At 65.6% G+C, this 14,062-nt stretch carries 14 protein-coding genes; 8 read left to right on the top strand and 6 right to left on the bottom strand.

What is annotated here, in order from left to right; translation table 11 throughout:
• Positions 1–103 precede the first annotated feature (103 nt).
• The 5 genes from JQ604_RS20550 to fliL all read right to left on the bottom strand — a co-directional run bounded on the left by JQ604_RS20550 (position 104) and on the right by fliL (position 7,079).
• Positions 104–3,907 (bottom strand): tetratricopeptide repeat protein, encoded by a 3,804-nt coding sequence (locus tag JQ604_RS20550; RefSeq protein ID WP_212360535.1) that lies wholly within the window; start codon positions 3,905–3,907, stop codon positions 104–106.
• A 186-nt stretch (positions 3,908–4,093) separates the two neighbouring features.
• The gene (locus JQ604_RS20545) at positions 4,094–4,921 is read right to left on the bottom strand and encodes a MotE family protein (protein WP_212360533.1); all 828 of its coding nucleotides are present in this window, start codon (positions 4,919–4,921) and stop codon (positions 4,094–4,096) included.
• A complete protein-coding gene (locus tag JQ604_RS20540; RefSeq protein ID WP_212360529.1) occupies positions 4,918–5,373 on the bottom strand; it encodes a DUF6468 domain-containing protein in 456 nt (151 codons plus the stop codon). The genes JQ604_RS20545 and JQ604_RS20540 overlap by 4 nt, the downstream gene beginning before the upstream one ends.
• Positions 5,370–6,572 carry a flagellar motor switch protein FliM gene (gene fliM / locus JQ604_RS20535; protein ID WP_212360526.1) on the bottom strand — a complete coding sequence of 401 codons (1,203 nt, stop codon included), beginning with the start codon at positions 6,570–6,572 and terminating at the stop codon, positions 5,370–5,372. Before fliM ends, JQ604_RS20540 begins: the two co-directional genes overlap by 4 nt.
• A gap of 18 nt (positions 6,573–6,590) precedes the next feature.
• The gene (gene fliL / locus JQ604_RS20530) at positions 6,591–7,079 is read right to left on the bottom strand and encodes a flagellar basal body-associated protein FliL (protein WP_212360523.1); all 489 of its coding nucleotides are present in this window, start codon (positions 7,077–7,079) and stop codon (positions 6,591–6,593) included.
• A gap of 383 nt (positions 7,080–7,462) precedes the next feature.
• On the opposite strand from fliL, the gene flgF reads away from it, so the two are divergent.
• The 8 genes from flgF (at position 7,463) to JQ604_RS20490 (ending at position 13,179) form a co-directional block, all read left to right on the top strand.
• Entirely contained in the window at positions 7,463–8,227 is a 765-nt protein-coding gene (gene flgF, locus JQ604_RS20525) for a flagellar basal-body rod protein FlgF (RefSeq protein WP_212360519.1), read from the top strand.
• A gap of 15 nt (positions 8,228–8,242) precedes the next feature.
• Positions 8,243–9,031 (top strand): flagellar basal-body rod protein FlgG, encoded by a 789-nt coding sequence (gene flgG, locus JQ604_RS20520; protein WP_212360515.1) that lies wholly within the window; start codon positions 8,243–8,245, stop codon positions 9,029–9,031.
• Between the two features lie 2 nt (positions 9,032–9,033).
• The gene (gene flgA / locus JQ604_RS20515) at positions 9,034–10,080 is read left to right on the top strand and encodes a flagellar basal body P-ring formation chaperone FlgA (protein WP_212360512.1); all 1,047 of its coding nucleotides are present in this window, start codon (positions 9,034–9,036) and stop codon (positions 10,078–10,080) included.
• Between the two features lie 5 nt (positions 10,081–10,085).
• A complete protein-coding gene (gene flgH, locus JQ604_RS20510) occupies positions 10,086–10,838 on the top strand; it encodes a flagellar basal body L-ring protein FlgH (protein WP_212360509.1) in 753 nt (250 codons plus the stop codon).
• 218 nt (positions 10,839–11,056) lie between these two features.
• Complete coding sequence (locus tag JQ604_RS41610; protein ID WP_249158487.1) at positions 11,057–11,635, top strand: hypothetical protein; 579 nt, start codon at positions 11,057–11,059, stop codon at positions 11,633–11,635.
• Positions 11,596–11,781 (top strand): hypothetical protein, encoded by a 186-nt coding sequence (locus JQ604_RS41605; protein WP_249158485.1) that lies wholly within the window; start codon positions 11,596–11,598, stop codon positions 11,779–11,781. Before JQ604_RS41610 ends, JQ604_RS41605 begins: the two co-directional genes overlap by 40 nt.
• Before the next feature lie 189 nt (positions 11,782–11,970).
• On the top strand, positions 11,971–12,720 hold the full coding sequence (locus JQ604_RS20495) for a carbonic anhydrase (protein WP_212360504.1): 750 nt from the start codon (positions 11,971–11,973) through the stop codon (positions 12,718–12,720).
• A 66-nt stretch (positions 12,721–12,786) separates the two neighbouring features.
• Positions 12,787–13,179: a ClpXP protease specificity-enhancing factor SspB gene (locus tag JQ604_RS20490; protein WP_212360500.1), complete on the top strand. Its 393-nt coding sequence runs from the start codon at positions 12,787–12,789 to the stop codon at positions 13,177–13,179.
• Positions 13,180–13,226: 47 nt separating this feature from the next.
• Here JQ604_RS20490 and JQ604_RS20485 read toward each other — a convergent pair whose 3' ends face one another.
• Entirely contained in the window at positions 13,227–14,012 is a 786-nt protein-coding gene (locus tag JQ604_RS20485; protein WP_212360498.1) for a 2-keto-4-pentenoate hydratase, read from the bottom strand.
• Positions 14,013–14,062: the final 50 nt, after the last annotated feature.

Genomic DNA, 14,062 nt, shown 5'->3' with positions numbered 1-14,062 from the left:
GATTTGGCCGGCGTCTGTCGAGTGGTCTAAAGCGCGCGCGCTTTAGCTCTTTGTTTCGGCATAATCTTTTCGGAAAACCGCTTCACACTTTTCCGGATCATGCCTACCGCGCAGCAGCGCGGCGCTCACCCTTGATCTGCGGCAGCGACGGCACGGGATCGGCCCGGCTGATCTCCGGCAGGGAACCGGTCGAGACCGGATCAACGAGCGGCGCGCGGGCGGTGGCGGCGTCGGGGAAGCGGGCCTTCATCTCGCGCAGGAAGCCGTCGAGCGTGTCGACCCTGGCCGCCATCTTCGCGATGTCGGCGAATTCGGCGCTGCTCGTCGCCACCGGCTTGCTCGCGGCGTCGAAGGCGAGACGATCGGCCTCGCCCGACATCAGCGGCGAATACTTTTCGCGGAACCGCGACAGGCCGATCGCGTCCTCGGCAAGGGCGTAACCGACCACGGCGCGGATCACGTCAGCCTTCTCGCCCGCATTGAGCGGCGCGAAGTCGCGCCAGCGGTCGCCGTAATAAAGCTCGATCTGCTCGGAGGCTTCGCGCCAGCGTCGCGACGCCCAGTAGATGTCGGAGCGCAGACGGATCGCCTCGCGGCCGGTCAGATTGGAGATGATGTCGAGCGCGAGATCGTGGCGGCCGACGTCGCTCTGCGCCCGCGCCTCCAGCAGCAGCCGCTGCTGACGCAGCTCGCCGGAGAGATCGGCGATGCGGGTCGAACGCAGCGCGGCGATGGCGCGGTCGGGCTTGCGGTTGGTCAGATAGACCATCGCGAGCCGGGCAGCGACCTGCGCGCGCGCCGAGCCTTCGAGGCGCTTGTCGACCTGGTACTGCAGCAGGTCGGCGGCCTGGTCGAGCAGATCGACGCTGACGAGGCGGTCGGCGAGACGGCGGATCATCTCGTCGCCGCGACGGCCGATCGGCGTCAGCTCGCGATATTCGTAGAAGGTGCCGAGCGCGTCGATCGGCGGCAACTCGTCGCCCTTGGGGCCGAGGAACAGCTGCACGAACAGCGCGGACGCCGCATCCTGCGCCTGGCGCGATTCCGGCGAGTTCGGCTGCAGCCGCGTCGCGGCGCGGGTGGCGGCGAAGGCGTCGGCGTAGCGACCGGTGTCGGAGTAGATCTTTGCCAGCACGGATAGCGTCTTCAATTCGATGGTGTCGCCGCGCCACATCATCGCCAGCAGCTCGAGCTCCTTCAGCACCTCGGTCTGGCCGATCTCGCCGCGCTTCTGCCGCAGCAGGGTTTCGAGCAGCTTGCCTTCGGCCGCGGCCTGGCGATCCGGCGAGAACGCGGCGTAGCGGTAGGCGTCGAGCGCGTCCTTCTCCTGGCCGAGCGCCTCGGCCAGCCGCCCGCGCAGCACCGCCACGGCCGGCTTGATCTCGGCGGGCACGCCGATCACATCGAGCTCGCTCTTGCGCCTCGAGGCCCCCGCATAGTCCTTGACCTCGAGCGAGGCCTTCATCGAGTCCATCGAGATGATGCGCTGCAGGTCGGCCGGCAGCGTCGCCACCGAGAACTCGGCGTTCTTGAATTTCTCGCGCGCATCGGCCCACTTGCCCTGGCGCGCGAAAGCCAGCGCCTTCCAGAGCTGGGAATCATAGCCGTTGCCGATCACGGGATTGGCGAGGTCCTTCAGCGCAGCAGCCGGCTTGCCGATCAGCATGCTGGAGACGGCATGCACCATCACCACCGCGGGCTCCTCGGAGCCGCGCTTGCTCTCCGACAGGATCAGATTGGCGACCGCATGCGCCTCCTCATACATGCCGCGCGCCATGTAGAAATTGGCGAGATCGAGCCGCGCCTGCGGCAGCTGCTCGGCGTTGACAGCAGAGGTAGCGTTGATCAAGCTGTCGAGCCGCGGCAGGAACGTCTCCGCCTTGTTCTTGCGCCACTCGTCGACGTCGAACAGCGGACGCACCGCCGCGGTGGCGCGCTCGGCCGCGACGTCGGCCGACGACAGCGTCAGCCCGCCCGGCCGGCCCAGCATCACCTTGTCGGCGCCGACCTCGGCCTTGACGTCGTCGGAGTTCGGCACCGCCACGAGGCCGTGGATCGACTCCAGAAGCGACAGCTCGACGAAATCCTGCCGCTTGATCAGGCCGCGGGTCGGCGGCGGCGCGGTGACGACCAGCAGCGTGTCGCCGGCATCGGGATCGACCAGCCGGTGCAGCTGGCCGGGATTGGCAAGGGGCACGCTGACATTGGCGAGCGCGGGATCGGTGATGTTGCGCACCACCGACAACGGCAGCGGCGGCTTCTGCACGCGGTCGGCAAAGGTCAGCGTCCAGCTGATGCCGCGCGAGCGGTCGTCGCTTTCCAGCGAGGGCATCTGCGGACGGTTGAGGCGGAAGCGCACCGCCTGCCCTTTCTCCAGCGGCACGCGGCTGACATCGGCCATGATCGCGCCGCCCTTGGCGCGGATCGGATCGACATCGATGGTTTCGAGCGTGTCGAACACCATCCACACCGTATCGGCGCGGCGGAACAAAGCGGCCGGCGCCGGGCCAGAGAACGAGAAGGTGACGCGCAAGCCGTCGCTGTCGCGCTGCGCATCGACGGTGGCCGCCTTGCCGGCGGGCTTTGCGATGGACGATGCTTCTGATGCGGCCGGCTTTGCTTTCGGCGCGGCTTCGGCAACGGGCGCCGGCGTCTCCTTGACGGGCGCGGCTTCGGTCGCCGCGGCCTGCTTTGCTTCGGCGGGATTCTCGCCGGCGGCGGCCGCGTTCTTGGCGACAGGCGCGGTCGGCATCTCGGCAGCCGTTGGCGCTACTTCCGGCGCAGGCTTCTCAGCCGCCTTCTCCGCCACGACGGGCTTTTCGGCGACCGGCGCAGCTTCGGTCGCAGCCTGCTCGGCCGGCGCAGGTTTTGCGGCTTCAGGTTTGGCCGCCTCGGGCTTGATCTCGATCTTTGCCTGCTCGGCGATGGTTTCCGACGTCGCCGGCGGGATCGTCGCGGGCTGCTGCAGCGACATCGCCTCTTTCAGCTTGCCGCGCACGGCCGGCAGCGACGACGACTTTGCCGGCGCCGGTCCGTGGCCCGCGGCGGCCGGCTGCGGCTGGTCATTCTGTTGGAAGGCGACGTCGACGATGTAGTTCTTCTCGTCGCGGAACGAATGCACATCGACGTCGCCGATCAGGCTCATGTCGACCGCCGAGGTGTCGGCGTCGCCGCGCGCATTGATGGAGGCGACATTGGGAGGTGCTGCGATCTTGGCATCCGCGAGATCGAACGCCAGCGGCGCGTTGAACGACAATGTCAGCTTCTGCTCGTTGAGCACCGAATTGACGCCGACGCCATCGGGCACCTCGAACACGAAGCGCACGAAGGTCGGCTGCACCAGCGCGCGCACCCGCACCGGCGGCCTCTTCTTGGCGAGATCGGCGGCGCGCTGCGCGCGCAGCAGCCGCTCGGCGTTGCGGGCGCGCTCCGACAGCTCTTTGATCACGTCTTGCGGCAGCGACGGCGGCGGGCCCTTCCAGGTGTCGGGAAGGAAGTCGACATAGATGCGCTCGCCCGCGGTCATGGTGTTGACCGTCACCCGCCGCTGCAGCGACAGGCGGATCGCCGATCCGTCGGGATCGCGCCGCGCCGAGCCGACATAGTCGGGCACCGCGTCCGACAGCTTGTCGACGGAGATGTCGACCGGGCGCTTGAAGCGGATCACGATGATCTGGCCGGCGGTCGTGACCTCGGACTCGACGTCTTCCTTGAGCTTGAACATCAGGCGGGCGAAGCCGCCGGCCGAGGAGAAGGTCGCCACGCCCGGGACCGGATCATCGGCGCGCGCGGCAGTCGGGACGGAAACGCTGGTGAGGATCAGGCCGAAGACGAGCGCGCATGACCGGGCAGCCCGCGCCCATGCGCGGCCTTGCGACCATGTTCCAGCGGCAGCCGTTCGCGCCATCTCGAAACGTCTTCTCGGACCTCAATAAAACCTGGCGCGAGATGCCCTCGCCCACGTGGCTGATCTTGGATTGGCTGGCTTAAGGACTTGTTAAATACGAAACTAAATCGCGAGGAATCGCGCCTTAGGTCATTGTTGGCGCATGACCTTTTCGGAAAACCGCTTCACACTTTTCCGGGTCATGCGCTAATTCGTCTTGGGCGCCAGCATCTTGCCTTCGATTTTCGGCAGTTCCGCCTCGACCTGCGACTTGTCGCCACTGGCTCTTCGGGCGAGCTCGACGGTCAGCCGCTCGGCGGCCTCCGGCTGCATCAGGCCGAGGATGTCGGACATCTTGCGCGGCTGGATCTGCGAGGCGATCTCATAGAGCACGCCCATCTCCAGCCGGTCGAACACTTTCGCCGCGTCCTTCGGCTTCATATTCTCGTACATCGTGACGATGCCCTTGAAGCGGGCAGCGTCGGCTTCGGCCTTGGCGGCCGCGGCAGCGCCCGCCTTGGCGTCGTTGGCCTTGGCTTCCTCGACCTTGGATTCGATGCGCTTCTCGGCAGCTTTCAACAGGCTCTCGCGGATCTCGACCTCGCGCGCGCGCTGCTCGAGCTCCTGGCGGCGCGCCTGCAGCCGCTCCAGGATGGCGCGCTCGGACGCCGAGACCTGCGGCGGCTGATCCATGTTGACGACGACGCCGTCCGGCTTCGGCGGCGGCTCGTTGCTGGCGGCGGGCTTCGGCTCTTCCTTCTTCTCTTCCTTGCCGTGCACGGAGCCCGTGATGTCGGCGGGATCACCCTTGAGCCTCAGTCCGGACTCGCTTCTCGGCTTCGCTTCGACGGTCGCGCTCTTGTTGCCACCGGGGAAATTGAACGTCTCCTGGGCCCATGACGACTTGGTCGACTGCGGATCGTAGTCGAACACATAGCCGCCATCGAGCACGAGGCCGGCGATCTTCAGAACCATCAGGCCGAAGATCGCGACCAGGACGACGGGAATGACCCTGATGTCACGGAACGTTTTCATGCAGCGAGGCCGTTGGCCCTCCGGCGCTCGGAGAAGGCTTCAGCGGCGGCGGCGACCGCTTTCGCCGCAGAGAGTTTCGGCGAGGGAGCGGGAGCCGGTGCCGGCGCCATCGCGGGCTCGGCGGGCCGCGCCGCCATCGCGATCTTGGAGAGGCGACGCACCACATTGTCGCCCTCGGCGAGCTGGCCCTTCAGATGCGCCGACATCTGCGTCGCCGCGGTGAGCTGGCTGCCGAGATTTTCGTTGACGTCGCGCACGGTGTGCTTCAGCCCGCCGATCGCGCGCTCGGCGATCTCGGTCGCGGTGATCAGCTCGGCAATCGTCGCCTTCAGCGAATGCTCGTCGGCCTTCAGCCGCTGCAGGCGCTTGTTGAGCAGCCAGCAATAGCCGATCGTGAGCATCAGAAGCACGGCGACCAGGCTCTCGATCGCTAATCCAAGCACGTGACTCATGGGGCCTCCATCATCTTGGTCTGCTCGTCGGCCTTCTCGAACATCGCGAAGGTGGTCTGAGGTTTGCGCAAATTCTTGGTGACGCGGATCGCGACGCGGTCGCCGACGCGGCCCATCCGCCCTTCCGTCAGCGTGACGTCGCCGCAGCGCACCGACACCAGCGAGTCGGCGCGGATGTCGAGCGGCAAGGTGTCGCCGACCTTCAGCTTCATCAATTGCTTCAGCGGAATGTCGGCCTCATACAGCACGGCATCGACGGCGATCTCGGCCTGCGCGACTTCCGTGGCGAAATGCCCTTCCCAGATCGGATCGCGGCCGAATTTTTCGCCCATGAACATCTGCAACAGCACCGGCCGGATCGGCTCGATGGTCGCATAGGGCAAGAGCAGCTCGACATTGCCGCCGCGGTCTTCCATGTCGATGCGCAGGCGCACCAGGATCGCGGCGTTGGCAGGACGCGAGATCGCGGCAAAGCGCGGATTGGTCTCCAGACGATCGATCGAGAAGGTCACCGGTGACAGCGGCCGGAACGCCTGCTCGGCATCGGCCAGCACCACCTCGACGAGGCGCTTGACCAGGTTGGTCTCGATCGTGGTGTAGGGCCGGCCCTCGATGCGCAGCTGGGTCTGGCCGCGGCGGCCGCCGAGCAGCACGTCGATGATGGAATAGATCAGGTTGGAATCGACGGTGGCGAGCCCGAAGTTTTCCCACTCCTCGGCCTTGAACACGCTGAGCACCGCCGGCAGCGGGATCGAGTTCATGTAGTCACCGAACCGCACCGAGGTGATGCGGTCGAGCGAGACTTCGACGTTGTCGGAGGTGAAATTGCGCAAGCTCGTGGTCATCAACCGCACCAGGCGGTCGAACACGATTTCGAGCATCGGCAGACGCTCGTAGGACACCATCGCGGAATCGATGATGGCGCGAATGCCCGAATGGTCGTCGAGATTGACGTCGCCGACGGTGAAGCCGAGGAGATTGTCGATCTCCTCCTGCGACAGCACGCGCTCGCCGTTGCTGGCCTTGCCGCCGAAGTCGCGGCTGCCGTCCTCGACCATCGCCGCCCATTGCAGCGCCATGGACTCGGAGAGTTCGTTCTTGGCGGCCTCTTCTGCGGCCGCTGCGGGATCCTCGGAGTCGAGCGAGGCTTCCCATTGCGCCGCAATGGCATCCTGGTCCATCTGGTCGTTGCCGGCCATGGCCTTAAACCTGCCCCGTCACTGGATCACGACTTCCTTGAACAGCACGGCGCTCACCTGGTTGGGCGCCACCGCCGAGTTGACGCGCTTGGTCAGCTCTTCCTTCAGCCGGAACAGGCCGGCCGAGCCGTTGAGATCACTCGGGCGCAGCTCGCGCATGTAGGTCTGGAACAGGTCGGTGACGCGCGGCAGCGCCGGCTTGATCGCCTCGACCTGCTTCTCTTCCTTGACCTCGAGCACGAGCTTCAGCTTGAGATACTGCACGCGCTCGCCGGGCCCGCCGACCAGATTGACCAGCATGTCCGGGACTTCGACGAAGGATGGCGGCTTCGGGGGTGGCGCTTCGGCGTGATGCTCCTCGCCGTGGCCGCCGCGCATGAAGAAGAACCAGCCAGCGCCACCGCCGAGGATGGCGAGGAAACCGACGGCGGCAATGATCAGCTTGAGCTTGCCCTTCTTCGGAGCGGCCTCGCCCTCGCCGCCTTCCGCCTTGTCCTCGTCCGCCATCGCCCGCCCGCTTCAAATATGAAGGATGCGAACGCGGTTGCTCCAGCTTTGGCTTTCAGACGCGATACAAAGGCCGCCGGCGCACACGCGCCCTACTACGATGGCAACGCTAGGGTAAGAATGGTTAACGGAAGCTTAGGATTACCGTCCAACTAGGAAAAAACTGCCGGGCAAACATAGTCAACAAGACCTTTCTGCCGCCCCTGTCGGGCCCCCGCCGAACACCTAAGTCATTCAAACCAAACAAAATTCCGACTTGGCACGGCTTTCGCTGAGAAGACGGCGAACCCGACGGCTTGGGAGAGCCCAAAGGTTTACGCCGATCCGGACGCCGAGCTTGGGAGAGCCCTGCACCGGATCACCTCACAAGGGGAGAACCACCGATGCAGAATACGCTTCTGGTCGGACTATCACGGCAGGTGGTGCTGGAACGACAGATGGATGTCGTCGCCAACAACATCGCCAACATCAATACCAACGGCTACAAGGCCGACCGGTCGATGTTCCAGGAATATCTGGCGACCAACGCGCACGAGGACAATTTCGTGCCGGCGGACCGCCGCATCTCCTTCGTGCAGGACCGCGCCACTTTCCACGATTTCACCCCCGGCGGCACCGAAGAGACCAAGAACCCGCTCGACGTCGCGATCGACGGCAAGGCCTTCCTGGTGGTGCAGACGCCGGCCGGCGAGCGCTACACCCGCGACGGCAACCTGCAGATCAACAACCAGGGTCAGCTCGTCACCACGAGCGGCTACCAGGTGCTCGGCAATTCCGGCCCGATCGTGTTCCAGCCGACCGACAAGGCGATCAACATCGCCGCCGACGGCAATGTCAGCGTGCTCGAGGGCACCAGCCGGATCGACTCGATCCGCGGCAAGCTCCGCATGGTCTCCTTCGCCCAGGCGCAGAGCCTGCTGAAGGAAGGCGGCAACCTCTATTCCGCGCCCGCCGGCAGCGCAGCCACCCCCGACACCACCTCGAAGCTGCGCCAGGGCTTTATCGAGAAATCAAACGTCAATTCCGTCGTCGAGATGGGCCGCATGATCGAGATCACGCGGACCTACAGCCAGATCGCCTCGATGCTGCAGAACCAGAGCGACCTGCACAAGTCGGCGATCGAAAAACTCGCCGACGTTCCGGCCTGATAAGGAGCTAGACCGATGCGTGCACTCTACACCGCCGCCACCGGCATGGCCGCTCAGGAGCTGAGCGTCCAGGTGATCTCCAACAACATCGCGAACCTGCGCACCACCGGCTACAAGAAGCAGCGCGCCGCGTTCCAGGACCTGATCTACGACCATGTGCGCCGCGTCGGCGCGCAGGCTTCCGATCAGGGCACCATCCTGCCGATGGGCATCGACCTCGGCGGCGGCGTGAAAACCGTCGGCACGCCGCGGCTGATGACCCAGGGCACGCTGTCGACCACCGGCAACGATCTCGACATCGCGATCCGCGGCGAAGGCTTCTTCAAGATCCAGATGCCCGACGGCACCTACGCCTATACCCGCGACGGTTCGTTCCAGATGGACGCGCAGGGCCGCATCGTCAACGCCCAGGGCAACCCGGTGCAGCCGACGATCACGATCCCGCAGAACGCATCCGGCATCACCATCAACAGCCAGGGCCAGGTCTCGGTGACGCTGCCGGGCTCGACCACCTCGACCACGCTCGGCCAGATCGGCCTGACCCGCTTCATCAACAAGGCCGGCCTGCAGCCGATCGGCGACAACCTCTTCACCGACACGCCGGCCTCCGGCACGCCGCAGGACGGCATCGCCAACACCGACGGCTATGGCGACATGCAGCAGTCCAACCTCGAACAGGCCAACGTCGAGGTGGTCTCGGAAATCTCCGATCTGATCGCAGCCCAACGCGCCTACGAGATGAACGCCAAGGTGGTCTCCGCTGCCGACCAGATGATGCAGTCCACCTCCAACCTGTTCCGCTGAGGATGATGTCGATGATCGCCCGCCCATTCCTCACAGCGCTCGCCCTGCTCGCGGTGACCGCCACATCGGCGCTCGCACAGCGCGCGGCCGACACCATCGCGGTGCCGGCGCTGCGCGCCAATGTCTCGGTCACCGGCGAGATCGTGCGGGTCGGCGACCTCGTCGACAATGCCGGCCCGGCGGCGACCATCGCGGTCTACCGCGCGCCCGATCTCGGCACCACCGGCACGCTGCCGGTCGCGCAGGTCATCAACACGCTGCGCGCCCGCCAGGTGATCGGCGTCGACACCCGCGATCTCAAGGAGATCACGGTGACGCGGCTGGCGCGCACGCTCGACACCAGGGAGATCGAGCAGCAGGTCGCCCGCGCGCTGGAGCGCCGCCACGGCCTTGGCGACGCCGCCAACCTCACCCTCACTTTCGATCGCGATACCGGCGACATGAAGCTCGACGCCAGCAACAACGGCGCGATGACGCCGGTCGCGGTGCGCTACGAGCCGCGCAACACCCGCTTCGACGTCACGTTCGAGATCGCCAACGAGAACGGCACCGCACCGCTCAAGCTGCGCTTCACCGGCACCGCGATCGAAACGCTCGAAGCCGCCGTGCTGGCACGCACGATCGAGCGTGGAGAAATCATCAAGGCCTCCGACGTGATGGTCGAGCGCCGCCCGAAATCCGAGGTCGGCAACGACGCCGCGGGCCGCGAGAGCGTGATCGGCATGCAGGCCCGGCGCCAGCTTCGCGCCGGCCAGGCGATGCGCGCCGGCGACCTCGTCAAGCCCGACCTCGTCACCCGCGATCAGAGCGTGACGCTGATCTACCGCTCAGCCAGCCTCTACCTCACGATCCGCGGCAAGGCGATGGAAGGCGGCGCCGAGGGCGATGCCGTCAGCGTGATGAATTTGCAGTCCAAGCGCATCATCTCCGGCGTCGTCACCGGCCGCGGCGAAGTCACCATCACCGCGCCGACGCCGCGCGAACCCGTCGCCGCCGCCGAACCCGCAGCCCCCGTCAAACTGAGTTCAGTCGCACCCAACGCCGAGTAATGTTCATGTACGCTTACCGTATCAACCGCCTCATCCTGGCCGGAGCGCTGTTCGCGCTCGGGACAATCGCCAGCGGTTGCTCGTCGATCGATCGTCTCTCCCAGATCGGCGAGCAGCCGAAGCTGTCGTCGATCGACAATCCGACCACGCAGCCCGGCTACAAGCCGGTGCAGATGCCGATGCCGAAGCCGGAGGTGGCCTCCTACAGCCCGAACTCGCTGTGGCGCAACGGGTCCCGCGCCTTCTTCAAGGACCAGCGCGCCGCGCGGATGGGCGACATCCTGACCATTACGGTGAACTTCACCGACAAGGCCGCGATCGCCAACGAGACGCAGCGCAGCCGCACCAATTCGGAAGATTCCGGCATCACCAATTTCCTCGGCTCGCAGACCATCACGCAGGCCAACAAGATCCTGCCCGGCCGCATCCTGACCGCCGACTCCAGTGCGTCCAGCGACGGCAAGGGTTCGGTGAACCGCCAGGAAGCATTGCAGACCAACGTTGCCGCCGTCGTCACCCAGGTGCTGCCGAACGGCAACCTCGTGGTCGAGGGCAAGCAGGAGATCCGCGTCAACTTCGAAATCCGCGAGTTGATCGTCGCCGGCATCGTGCGGCCCGAGGACATCCAGAGCGACAACACCATCGACTCCTCGAAGATCGCGCAGGCCCGCATCGCCTATGGCGGCCGCGGCCAGATCACCGACGTGCAACAGCCGCGCTACGGCCAACAGGTCATGGACGTGCTGCTGCCGTTCTAGCCTTTCTCACCAGCTCCCACATCTCGTCGCGAACCTAGGCGCGACGCGGTGTACCAACACGGCCCTCGCCAGCTCCCCTGGCGAGGGCCGTGATCGTTTCCAACAAATTTTCGGACTGCTTTTCGTGATCGTTAACTGTCGTTCCAATACACGCTGGAGTTTATATGCACTGCACCTTAGGTAGTGCACATTGAATTTTCCGGTATGAAATTTCCTCCATGTACAGAGACGGCGACTACGCGGTCTGGTTTCGGACGATGCACGGTGAAGGTACCGGGATCGTCCATCTCGCTGATGGCAAGATCTCCGGCGGCGACTGCATGTTCGCCTATGGCGGCAGCTACGATGTCGACGGCGACAATTTCACGGCCACGCTGACGACGCGACGGCATTCCGCCGGCCCGACCACCGTGTTCGGCTGCGACGAGGTCGAGGCCCTGCTGACCGGTCAGTTCAAGGGCACCACCGCCATCTGCGCCGGCGCGGCAAGGCAGGCGCCCGACATCCGTTTCGAGGCCACGCTGTTCCTGCAGCAGGAGTTGCCCGCGCCCGATCCTGCCCGCATGTCGCCGCCGGTGAATGCCGCGAAGCTGCCGACGATCCCGACCGGCCGCCTCCGCGCAACATCCGCAGCCGGAAGGAGGATCCCATGTATGCCGCCATCCGTCAGGCCAAGGCAAAAGCTGGCACCGCCGAAGAACTCGCGCGCCGGATCAAGGACGGTGCGATCCCGATCATCAGCGATGTCGACGGCTTCATGGCCTATTACGTCGTCTATGCCGGCGATGACACCGTGACCGCGATCAGCATCTTCAACAACCATGCCGGCGCCGACGAAGCCAACCGCCGCGCGCTGGCCTGGATCGACCAGAATCTCGGACCGCTGCTGGATGGCCAGGCGAGCGCGGTGGCGGGTCCGGTGATCGTGCACACCATGGCGTAGGCGCGAACATTTGCCGAATGCGTAGGGTGGGCAAAGCGTCAGCGTGCCCACCATCACGAGCACGCTGGGAATGGTGGGCACGGCGCAAGCGCGCCTTTGCCCACCCTACGGCGCTGACGCCGTCATTGCAGCGAAGCATCACCATGGCATACAACTTCTCGCTGCTTCCTCATCACACGGAGACCTGTCATGTGCCAGCTCTGCGAAGCGTCTGCCCGCCCCTCCTCGCGTCGCCACTTCCTCGCCGGCGCTGTCAGCTTCGCGGCGAGCACCGCCTTCGCATCGTCAGCACTGGCAAAAGAGACAAAGCCGCCGCCGAAGCCGCAGAACGTGCTGTCGCCGGCGGACGCGCTGGACCGGCTGATGAAGGGCAATGCGCGCTATATCGAGGGCGTGTCGCGACGGCACGATTTCAAGCATGAGCGCGAGGCGCTGGCCGGCGGGCAGAATCCCTTTGCCGGTATTTTGAGCTGCGCGGATTCGCGGATCGCGCCGGAATATGCCTTCGACAGCGCCCGCGGCGATCTGTTCGTCTGCCGCCTCGCCGGCAATTTTGCCAGCGATGAGACCATCGCGAGCCTGGAATACGCCCACGCGGTGCTGAATACACCGCTGTTCATGGTGCTCGGCCATGACAGCTGCGGCGCGATCGACGCCACCATCAAGTCGCTGAAGGACAACACCACCCTGCCCGGCCATCTGCCGTCGCTGGTCAGCGCGCTCGCGCCGGCGGTGAAGGCCAGCGAAGGCAAGTCAGGCGACCGCCTCGCCAATGCGATCAGGCAGAACGTGATCGACAACGTCGCCAAGCTGCGGTCGGCGACGCCGATCCTCAACGCGGCCGTCGACCAGGGCAAGCTTCGGATCGTCGGCGGCATCTACCGCCTGGCCGACGGCAAGGTCGACATCGTCACGGATGCAAATCGTCCGCCCGCTTGAACCTCCTCGCTGCTCGCGGCCACTGAACCATGGCAGGTGACATGGCTGGTGACTTGGAGTGGCAGGATGCGCGCGGGTGGGATGATCGTGACATGGCTGCTCGTTGTCCTGGCAGCGGCCTCGTTGATCACCCGCGCAAACGCCGAGCCCTGCAGCGCGACCGCCGATCGCGTCGAAATGGCGGTCTCGCTCCGCCATGCCACGGAGGATCGGCCGGTCCACGTCACCTTCGCGACCAGGACCGACGGCGTGAAGATGCCCGGTTATCTCATCGAGAAATATCCGGACGAGATGACCATCGTCCTGCAATACGAGTTCGACCATCTGGTGGTGAAAGACGACCGCTTCGAGGTCGGCGTCTGGTTCAAGCGCAAATATGCGCGGCTCACGGTGCCGTTCGCCGCGGTGAGAGGTCTCTGGGACGACACCGTGCAGAAGTGCGGTGGTGACCAACAATAACTCAGTGTCGTCCCGGCGAAGGCCGGGCCTTCGCCGGGACGACAAGCTCAAGCAAACGTCGCCGAAACTTTGCCTAATCCTTCCAGCTCCATCACCACCTCATCCCCCGCTTTCAGCCATATCGTCTTGACGAGGCTGCCGGTCAGCACGATCTGGCCGGCGTGCAATCCCCTTCCCTCGGCGGCGAGATGATTGGCGAGCCAGGCCAACGCATTGTGGGGATGGCCGAGCACGTCGGCGCCGGTGCCGCGGCTCGCCTCCTTGCCGTTGATGATGGCGCGGCCGACCACCTCCCGCAGATCAGGCACCGACATCCGCGGCACGGCCTTGCCGAGCACGCAGCCGGCGGCGAAGAAATCATCGGCGATCAGCGTCGGCGCGCCCAGCGTCTCCCATTTCACATAGCGGTCGTCGACGATCTCGATCGCGGGATGATAGGCCTCGACGGCTTCCGCGACCCATTCGGCGGTGAACGGCGCTTCGCCGGGAGCAAGGTCGCGCTTCAGCCGCACCGCGATCTCGCATTCGACGCCGACATGGACATAGTCGCCGGCGGCGAGCTTCGCGCCGCTCTCATGCACGACCTTCTCAAACACGCCACCGGCGCAGGGGTGCGGGATCTTGATATAGTCCTGCATCACCGCGCTGGTGCAGCCGATCTTGTAGCCGACCAGGCTGCCGACCTGCGGCTGCAGCAGATCGTGCAGCGCGCGCTGCACCTGATAGCCCTCGGCCTCGTCCTGCGGAACGATGTCGGCGCCGAGCGCCTTCAGCGCCGCATGATTGCGGCGGGCCGCAGCGATCGCCTTCGCGGCCGAAACAATTTTATCCATCGGCGCCGCCTCCGTTGTGGCTTGTTCCCTGCAATTCACCACTCCGGAGG

It is taken from the genome of Bradyrhizobium jicamae (assembly GCF_018130695.1).
In the GTDB taxonomy this organism is placed as follows: Bacteria; Pseudomonadota; Alphaproteobacteria; order Rhizobiales; family Xanthobacteraceae; genus Bradyrhizobium; species Bradyrhizobium jicamae_B.
Note: the sequence above shows the minus strand (reverse complement) of the source record. Positions and strands in the feature narration are given on the sequence as shown.

Bases quoted from the DNA above. Each gene is read 5' to 3' on its own strand.
- JQ604_RS20495 (WP_212360504.1), top strand. From the start codon at position 11,971: ATGTGCCAGCTCTGCGAAGCGTCTGCCCGCCCCTCCTCGCGTCGCCAC.
- flgG (WP_212360515.1), top strand. From the start codon at position 8,243: ATGCGTGCACTCTACACCGCCGCCACCGGCATGGCCGCTCAGGAGCTG.
- JQ604_RS20490 (WP_212360500.1), top strand. From the start codon at position 12,787: ATGCGCGCGGGTGGGATGATCGTGACATGGCTGCTCGTTGTCCTGGCA.
- fliL (WP_212360523.1), bottom strand. From the start codon at position 7,079: ATGGCGGACGAGGACAAGGCGGAAGGCGGCGAGGGCGAGGCCGCTCCG.
- JQ604_RS41605 (WP_249158485.1), top strand. From the start codon at position 11,596: ATGGCCTATTACGTCGTCTATGCCGGCGATGACACCGTGACCGCGATC.
- fliM (WP_212360526.1), bottom strand. From the start codon at position 6,572: ATGGCCGGCAACGACCAGATGGACCAGGATGCCATTGCGGCGCAATGG.
- JQ604_RS20550 (WP_212360535.1), bottom strand. From the start codon at position 3,907: ATGGCGCGAACGGCTGCCGCTGGAACATGGTCGCAAGGCCGCGCATGG.
- JQ604_RS41610 (WP_249158487.1), top strand. From the start codon at position 11,057: ATGTACAGAGACGGCGACTACGCGGTCTGGTTTCGGACGATGCACGGT.
- flgA (WP_212360512.1), top strand. From the start codon at position 9,034: ATGATGTCGATGATCGCCCGCCCATTCCTCACAGCGCTCGCCCTGCTC.
- JQ604_RS20545 (WP_212360533.1), bottom strand. From the start codon at position 4,921: ATGAAAACGTTCCGTGACATCAGGGTCATTCCCGTCGTCCTGGTCGCG.
- flgH (WP_212360509.1), top strand. From the start codon at position 10,086: ATGTACGCTTACCGTATCAACCGCCTCATCCTGGCCGGAGCGCTGTTC.
- JQ604_RS20485 (WP_212360498.1), bottom strand. From the start codon at position 14,012: ATGGATAAAATTGTTTCGGCCGCGAAGGCGATCGCTGCGGCCCGCCGC.
- JQ604_RS20540 (WP_212360529.1), bottom strand. From the start codon at position 5,373: ATGAGTCACGTGCTTGGATTAGCGATCGAGAGCCTGGTCGCCGTGCTT.
- flgF (WP_212360519.1), top strand. From the start codon at position 7,463: ATGCAGAATACGCTTCTGGTCGGACTATCACGGCAGGTGGTGCTGGAA.